This is a genomic window from Rossellomorea aquimaris (assembly GCF_001877785.1).
Lineage (GTDB): Bacteria > Bacillota > Bacilli > Bacillales > Bacillaceae_B > Rossellomorea > Rossellomorea aquimaris_A.
This window is the reverse complement of sequence record NZ_MINN01000154.1, coordinates 1-448: the sequence shown is the minus strand read 5'-3', so window position 1 is coordinate 448 and position 448 is coordinate 1. Positions and strand designations below refer to the sequence as shown.

Sequence of the window (448 nt, the reverse complement as noted above, 5' to 3'; positions counted from 1 at the left end):
GCACCAGCCAGTGGCGGGCGTCAGGATAAGCCGAACGACACACCTGGAATGCGGCTTCGCCAGCGCGAAGCATCAGCTCATAGAGTGTGAGCCCCAGCGCATCTGCCGCCTCGCGTTCTCCGCGGCGGATATCGTCGGCGTACCAGACGGTGTGTGGTATACTTACGGGGTTTTTCTTCATTGTATGGTCCGTCATGTCAGAGCCCCTCGATCTCAATCAGTTAGCGCAAAAAATTAAACAGTGGGGGCTGGAACTGGGCTTTCAGCAGGTAGGTATTACCGATACCGATCTCAGCGAGTAAAAAAAAAATACCATGTTAACACGCACCCGATCTTCTACCATACATCAAACGTTACCGACGAACAGCGCCAGACCCGCTACCCACAATACCCCCACTGCAGCTGACGACTCCTCCCGCCTTAACACGTCAATACCCCTACCTCATGC

1 protein-coding gene is annotated in these 448 nt (G+C 54.5%); it reads right to left on the bottom strand.

Annotated elements, in window-relative coordinates; all coding sequences use genetic code 11:
- Positions 1–196: hypothetical protein (locus BHE18_RS21830; protein ID WP_216095314.1), on the bottom strand; the 196-nt coding region annotated here is incomplete at its 3' end.
- Between the last annotated feature and the right edge of the window lie 252 nt (positions 197–448).